The 6,109-nt window shown below is 38.5% G+C and carries 7 protein-coding genes and 1 pseudogene; all 8 read left to right on the top strand.

The genetic code is table 11. From position 1 onward, the window contains the following. Window positions 1–97, top strand: a pseudogene (locus tag B6C99_RS13615) (Rha family transcriptional regulator); the annotation flags it as partial. Window positions 98–247: 150 nt separating this feature from the next. Beyond that, window positions 248–568 carry a GrlR family regulatory protein gene (locus B6C99_RS01085; protein WP_158092417.1) on the top strand — a complete coding sequence of 107 codons (321 nt, stop codon included), beginning with the start codon at window positions 248–250 and terminating at the stop codon, window positions 566–568. Window positions 569–654: 86 nt separating this feature from the next. Beyond that, entirely contained in the window at window positions 655–1,125 is a 471-nt protein-coding gene (locus tag B6C99_RS01080; protein ID WP_086358131.1) for a DNA-packaging protein, read from the top strand. A gap of 3 nt (window positions 1,126–1,128) precedes the next feature. After that, complete coding sequence (locus B6C99_RS01075; RefSeq protein ID WP_086358130.1) at window positions 1,129–2,355, top strand: PBSX family phage terminase large subunit; 1,227 nt, start codon at window positions 1,129–1,131, stop codon at window positions 2,353–2,355. Continuing rightward, entirely contained in the window at window positions 2,352–3,620 is a 1,269-nt protein-coding gene (locus B6C99_RS01070; RefSeq protein ID WP_086358129.1) for a DUF1073 domain-containing protein, read from the top strand. Before B6C99_RS01075 ends, B6C99_RS01070 begins: the two co-directional genes overlap by 4 nt. A 79-nt stretch (window positions 3,621–3,699) precedes the next feature. After that, a complete protein-coding gene (locus B6C99_RS01065; protein ID WP_216819333.1) occupies window positions 3,700–4,416 on the top strand; it encodes a phage minor head protein in 717 nt (238 codons plus the stop codon). A gap of 62 nt (window positions 4,417–4,478) precedes the next feature. Further along, window positions 4,479–5,618 (top strand): DUF2213 domain-containing protein, encoded by a 1,140-nt coding sequence (locus B6C99_RS01060; protein WP_086358127.1) that lies wholly within the window; start codon window positions 4,479–4,481, stop codon window positions 5,616–5,618. Beyond that, on the top strand, window positions 5,618–6,097 hold the full coding sequence (locus B6C99_RS01055; protein WP_086358126.1) for a hypothetical protein: 480 nt from the start codon (window positions 5,618–5,620) through the stop codon (window positions 6,095–6,097). Before B6C99_RS01060 ends, B6C99_RS01055 begins: the two co-directional genes overlap by 1 nt. Window positions 6,098–6,109: the final 12 nt, after the last annotated feature.

The raw sequence follows: 6,109 nt of genomic DNA, 5'->3' as shown, positions 1-6,109 counted from the left end.
TCGCTTATTAAGGCGATGGGGTAAAGAGAAAAAGCCAGAGTTAACAAATAGGATACAAAAACTACAAGAACAATCACAAATTCAATTATTAATTTAAGGGAAAAAGCACTCCTCAGTTTTGAGGACTGGTCTAATAACTCGAAGGTATTTTAGATTTGAAGAAATATAATTCACCTTAAAAGCATTGATCAAAAATAAATCACTGTATATAATTACATAAATGTACATAAAAACAGGGAATATAAATATGAAAAATGGTCTTTATTTTGCAAAATTCAATAGCAACATGTCTGATTGGGGTGATGGAGTTATAACTATCCAAGAAAATAAAGTAAATGGTGGGGATTTTGCTTGTTTCTATCAAGGTGAAATTAAGGGATCTAAGATAATTCTTCATGTAACTCAACATAGCACGCAAAGAACCTCAGTATTTGGTGATTTAAAAGAGTTTGATTTGGATTTAGATATTAAAGAGTTTAGCTCAAATTTGGAGGCGTCTGGTAATGTAGTTGGTCAGCCACACTTAACGATTCAAATTCAATTAAAATTTTTATCTGATCTACTTTGATATCAATTAGTTATTTTAAAGCCGCAAATTTAGCGGCTTTTTTTATTTTAGTTAACCACCACTGAGTTAAAACAGGAATTAAAATTATGGCGGCACCAAAAGGCAACAAATTCTGGGAGGTACGCAGTAGCCATGGGCGCAAACCAAAATTTGCCAATGCCGATGATTTATGGAATGCCTGCGTAGAATATTTCGAGTGGGTAGAAGAAAACCCATTATATGAACAAAAAGCATTTTGTGCGCAAGGTGTAATTACATATGCGAATATGTCAAAAATGCGAGCTATGACTATATCAGGTTTATGTATATTCCTAGATATATCAATGCAAACATGGCTTGATTATAAAAGGCGTAAAGATTTTATTGATATCACTACGCGTGTAGAAGATATTATTTATAACCAAAAATTCACTGGCGCGGCGGCTGATCTATTAAACGCTAATATTATTGCTCGCGATTTAGGTTTAAGGGATGAGTCGCGTGTTGATCATCAATCATCAGACGGTAGTATGTCACCTAAACCTATCAGGGTGGAGTTAGTTTCACCAGACGAGTAAATTATGACAACAGCACAAATACAATTACCAAAAAAATTGATATCTGTGTTTGTAGCCGAAAATGTCAGATATCGCGGCGCATACGGCGGTCGAGGTAGTGCTAAAACTCGTTCATTTGCATTAATGACAGCGATTAAAGGTTATCAATTTGCAGAGGCTGGAATAAGTGGCGTTATACTTTGTGCTCGTGAGTTTATGAACTCGCTGGCTGATTCAAGCATGGAAGAAGTGAAACAGGCCATTCGCTCGGTTGATTGGTTAGCTTATTACTACGATATCGGGCAAAACTATATCAGAACAAAAAACGGATTAGTTAGCTATGTGTTTTGTGGTTTACGTCATAACCTCGACAGCATTAAATCAAAAGCGCGTATATTACTATGTTGGGTTGATGAAGCGGAAAATGTTTCAGAAATCGCATGGCGAAAACTCACCCCAACAGTTCGTGAGACTAACTCCGAAATATGGGTGACGTGGAACCCAGAAACCGAGGGAAGTCCGACTGATGTAAGATTCAGGCAAAACCCACCAGAAAATGCGGTTATCGTTGAGATGAATTATAACGATAACCCGTTTTTCCCCGATGTACTAGAACAAGAACGATTAAATGACTTGGCTAGGCTTGATTACGCTTCATATGCTTGGGTATGGGAAGGCGCTTATCTCGAAAACTCAGATAAGCAAGTTTTAAGCGGTCGATATGTTGTTGAAGAGTTTGATGACAACCTGCACAAACAAGCAGACCGTTTATTATTTGGTGCTGACTTCGGCTTTGCTAATGACCCGAACACATTAATTCGCTCATTTATTCTTAACGATTGTCTGTATATCGAATATGAAGCATACGGCGTTAACATCGAACTCGACGAAATGGGTTCGTTTTATGATTCAGTACCTGAAGCGAGAAAATGGCCGATTAAAGGTGATTGCTCACGACCTGAAACTATCAGTCATATCAAGCGCAAAGGCTTTAATATTTCAGCTGCAAAAAAATGGCAGGGCAGTGTTGAGGACGGTATTGCATATCTGCGAGGGTTTAAGAAAATTATTATCCACCCTCGATGTAAACATACAGCAACCGAAGCGCGATTATATAGCTATAAAACTGACAGAATGACGGGCGAGGTACTACCGATCATTGTTGATGCAAATAATCATTGTTGGGATGCTGTTCGGTACTCATTAGACGGTTACATTAAAAACAAATTATCAATTTTGGATGTGTTATGACACAAGCAAATTATATTACTGATTCAGTAGAAAGCCTGTATACATCGCTTGGCAACAAAAACGATTCGGTGAAATATTCAAACAAAAAAATATCTGACAGGCAATTATTGAATATGTATAGCAGTTCGTGGTTAACTGGTAAATACATCGATAAAACAGCAGAGGACATGCTTAAACTACCGAGGGTTTTTAGTGGTGATTATAATGAAAACCTGCTAAAACTCGTTATCGAAAAAGAAAATCGATTAAAGTTAAACGAGATAAAAGAGAAGTTTTTAGCGTTTAGCTCACTACTCGGTGATGCGTTAATTGTCGCTATTACTGATGCTGGTGATTTATCTCAACCGCTATCCGATGTTGAGGATATCCAGCGTTTCATTGTATTAACTAAAGGTGAGTTCGATCCTGATAGTAATATCGATGATGATTTGAAATCGGCGAATTTTGGCAAACCGATTTACTACACAATTGGAAAAAATAATAAAGTTCATCACTCACGTTGTCACAGATTGAAACTTGGTAAATCAAAACTGACAGATAGAAACCAATTTGGCACATCTGATTTACAAAACAAATACAATGCTATCCGTTTGTTTGATACGACAATTACCTGTATTGGCGATATTATTCAAGATAGTAATGTTGATGTGTTGTTTATCCCCGACCTGATAGCAAAAGTTGCTCAGGGTAAGGAAGATGATATTAGGAAATTCATCAATCTAATTAATCATACTAAATCGTCAATGAATGCTATTGCGTTAGATGCCGGCAATAGCGAAGCTCAAGGTCGTTGGGAGCAAAAAACAGCAACATACGGCGGTTTGTCTGATGTTCTGACAAAACTTATTACTGTTACGGCAGGTGCGCTAGACAGACCAATTACGGTGTTATTTGGGCTATCTGCGAGCGGATTTTCAACTGGTGAAGAGGACTTAGAATCGTACCACGGCACAATCAACGCGCTACAAGAAAGCAGATTGCGACCAGCACAGGAGTTTATCGATAAATTCATTCTCGATAAAATGATGCCAAATCATGGATTAACGTTTGAATACCCGTCGATAAAAGTAGTTAACGAAGACAAAGAAGCGGCAAGATTTGGACAATTTGCTAGTGCTTTTTCTGCTTTGGTTACCGCCAATATCATTTCTGATAAAGTTGCTCAAACTGAGCTAATCGCGCGTAAACTCCTAATCAATACGACTGAGGAGGATTTGAAAGATGGAGATTTATTCCCTTCTACAGAATTCCCTACAGCGGCGTGACAGATTTTTACCGCCGACAACTCCGAGTAAACGCGCTGAGGTCTATTATCGTAAGGCTCTAGCTGATTTCATCCTCACAATGGTTAACCGTATCACTACAGCGCTGAGCAAAAAAAATCTAACTGATGCTGTAGCGATTAGTGATGATGATTATATTAATACACTCATTGAGGTTTTAGCGTCAATTGCTGGCGAGCGCATTGAGGAACGGGCTAAATTATTGGCCACTCGATTCGTGAGTAAAGTTCACTATCAGAACAAGACACAATTTACTCGAAATTTTAAAAATGCGTTTGATATTGACCTTTCAAGTATTGTTGAAAAAGAAATTTTGGGCGATACGTTAGCGCTAGCAATTGATAGAAATGTTGAGCTAATCACATCGATTAAAAATGACTTTATCAAAGACATCGGCTCAAATGTTTTCACTAACTATAAAAAGGGTTTTAGGCATGGTGAGCTGATCAATGAGATTAGAGAGCGTGGCAATGTTTCTTATTCACGAGCTAAACTCATAGCGAGAGACCAAACAGCAAAAATCAATGCCGATTTTGAAGAGGAGCGAAACAAAAAACTTGGTTTCGATATCTACAAATGGAAAGGCACAGGAGATGCGCGAGAGCGTGAATCGCATTTAGTTTTAAATAACATGTTATGTAAGTATTCAGACCCCACAGTCTACTCAGATGATGAGGGTAAAACATGGAAAAAGCGCAAGTCAATTGGTGGTTATATCGGTAAATGTGGTGAGGACTATCAGTGCCGATGTTTAGCCATTCCTTACATTAAATTCTAATCAAAATTGATAAATCTATGCTCTTAACTGAGTAGGATTATTTACGTCTAAAAGAGGGCTTTATGGCTTGGGAAATAACACCGCAGGGCTACTTAAAAACAACTGCAAAAATTACCAAAGGCGGAGTTTTACAGTATTACGGTCGTGAAATTGGATTAACTGACAGCAGGGCAAATAGGCTTGTTGATGTTAATAGAACAATTGAAGAACTCAGCAAGCCCGACACGCTTAAATCGATTGACGGCATGCCAATCACTATCACACATCCCGATAAAAAGTCAGTTGATGCGACTGACTGGAAAAATAAAACAGTTGGGCATGTTCAAAATCCGAGAGCCTTCGGTAATTACATTGTATGCGATGCATATATTCAAGATGCGTCAGCAATTGAGTTACTCAAAAACAAAGACATTCGCGAATTATCGGTTGGTTATGAGCCAGCGGATATTCAAGAAGTTAACGGTAAGTTTTATCACAAAAATATCAAAGTCAATCATGTTGCTATCGTTGCCGAAGGTCGCGCTGGCTCAGATTGTAGATTAAACGATAGTAAACCAAAAATAGGAGCAACTTTAATGCCTAAAAAAAATAAATTACTCGCATTGATCGATTCGTTTCGTAAACGTCTAAATGATGCTGAGGGGGAGTTGTCAAAAGAGGAAATCAATAAAATGATTGATGAACTCACAAAACAACTTGAAGAGGTTCAAGGTAAAGAAGATGAAGAATCAAAAGCCAAGGCTGATGAGCTTCAAAAACAAATCGATGAACTAAAAGCAAAGCTTGAAACTTTGAACGATGAAGAGCCAACTGCTGGCGAAGATGATAAAGACGCACGAATTACAGCTTTAACGGCAGAGCTTGAACAAGTTAAGAAAGAGCGTGACGAATACAAAGCGCGTGTTGAAGAACTTGAAGCTGAAAAAGACAAGGACAGCGTGATGAATGATGCTAAAGCACGATTCCCGAAAGTTAAGTTAAATGACGCTAAAAGTGGGCGTGGTGTTCGTATTAATGTGCTGGTCGATCATGGTATTTACAGCAAAGAGCAGGCGGCGAAATTAACTGATGCTGAAATTAGGGCGGCTTATGCAGGTCTTGTGGCTACAAGTGCGAAAAAGAACAGCACTATTTCAAGTCTGCTTAATGACAGTCAGAGTAAACCAACAAAATCAGCAAGCGCACGTTTAGGAGGTAAATAATGGGTTACAGTTTTACGAGTTGGGATGCCGATACCGGCACAATGTTAGCTGGTGCAATTTATCGTGTATCCAGTTCTGACAATAAAGTTTGGGGTGAAGAAAATCTGACAGGGAAAGAATTGTTAAGCGGTACGTTTGTAGCAGTTAACCCAGATGGCGGTATTAAACCTATCGAATCGGCTAATGATTTAATTCACGGCATTATTGTTCGTGATGTTTATGGTGATGTACATCCTGCCGATCGTCAAATCAATATTGGTCATTTCTCACACGGTGATGCTGTCGTTGCGTTAGCTGTCGATGATGCGGAGCTAAAACGAGGTGATCGTGTTTATGTTGTCGCTTCAGGTGATGATGCAGGAAAAATCACAAATGTATCTGAGGGTAACCTTGATTTAGGTTATTGGGTTGAGCGTGTTAGTAACGGCAATCACTGCGCCGCAATCACGTTAGGTTATGCTCAATCAGTAAAAATTTAAGTAAAAGGAGCT

Source organism: Gilliamella sp. N-G2 (genome assembly GCF_002142215.1).
Classification (GTDB): Bacteria; Pseudomonadota; Gammaproteobacteria; order Enterobacterales; family Orbaceae; genus Gilliamella.
This window is presented reverse-complemented; position numbering and strand designations above follow the sequence as displayed.

Excerpts from the sequence above, each read along its gene's own strand:
- B6C99_RS01085 (WP_158092417.1), top strand. The coding sequence starts at position 248 with ATGAAAAATGGTCTTTATTTTGCAAAATTCAATAGCAACATGTCTGAT.
- B6C99_RS01080 (WP_086358131.1), top strand. The coding sequence starts at position 655 with ATGGCGGCACCAAAAGGCAACAAATTCTGGGAGGTACGCAGTAGCCAT.
- B6C99_RS01075 (WP_086358130.1), top strand. The coding sequence starts at position 1,129 with ATGACAACAGCACAAATACAATTACCAAAAAAATTGATATCTGTGTTT.
- B6C99_RS01070 (WP_086358129.1), top strand. The coding sequence starts at position 2,352 with ATGACACAAGCAAATTATATTACTGATTCAGTAGAAAGCCTGTATACA.
- B6C99_RS01065 (WP_216819333.1), top strand. The coding sequence starts at position 3,700 with ATGGTTAACCGTATCACTACAGCGCTGAGCAAAAAAAATCTAACTGAT.
- B6C99_RS01060 (WP_086358127.1), top strand. The coding sequence starts at position 4,479 with ATGGCTTGGGAAATAACACCGCAGGGCTACTTAAAAACAACTGCAAAA.
- B6C99_RS01055 (WP_086358126.1), top strand. The coding sequence starts at position 5,618 with ATGGGTTACAGTTTTACGAGTTGGGATGCCGATACCGGCACAATGTTA.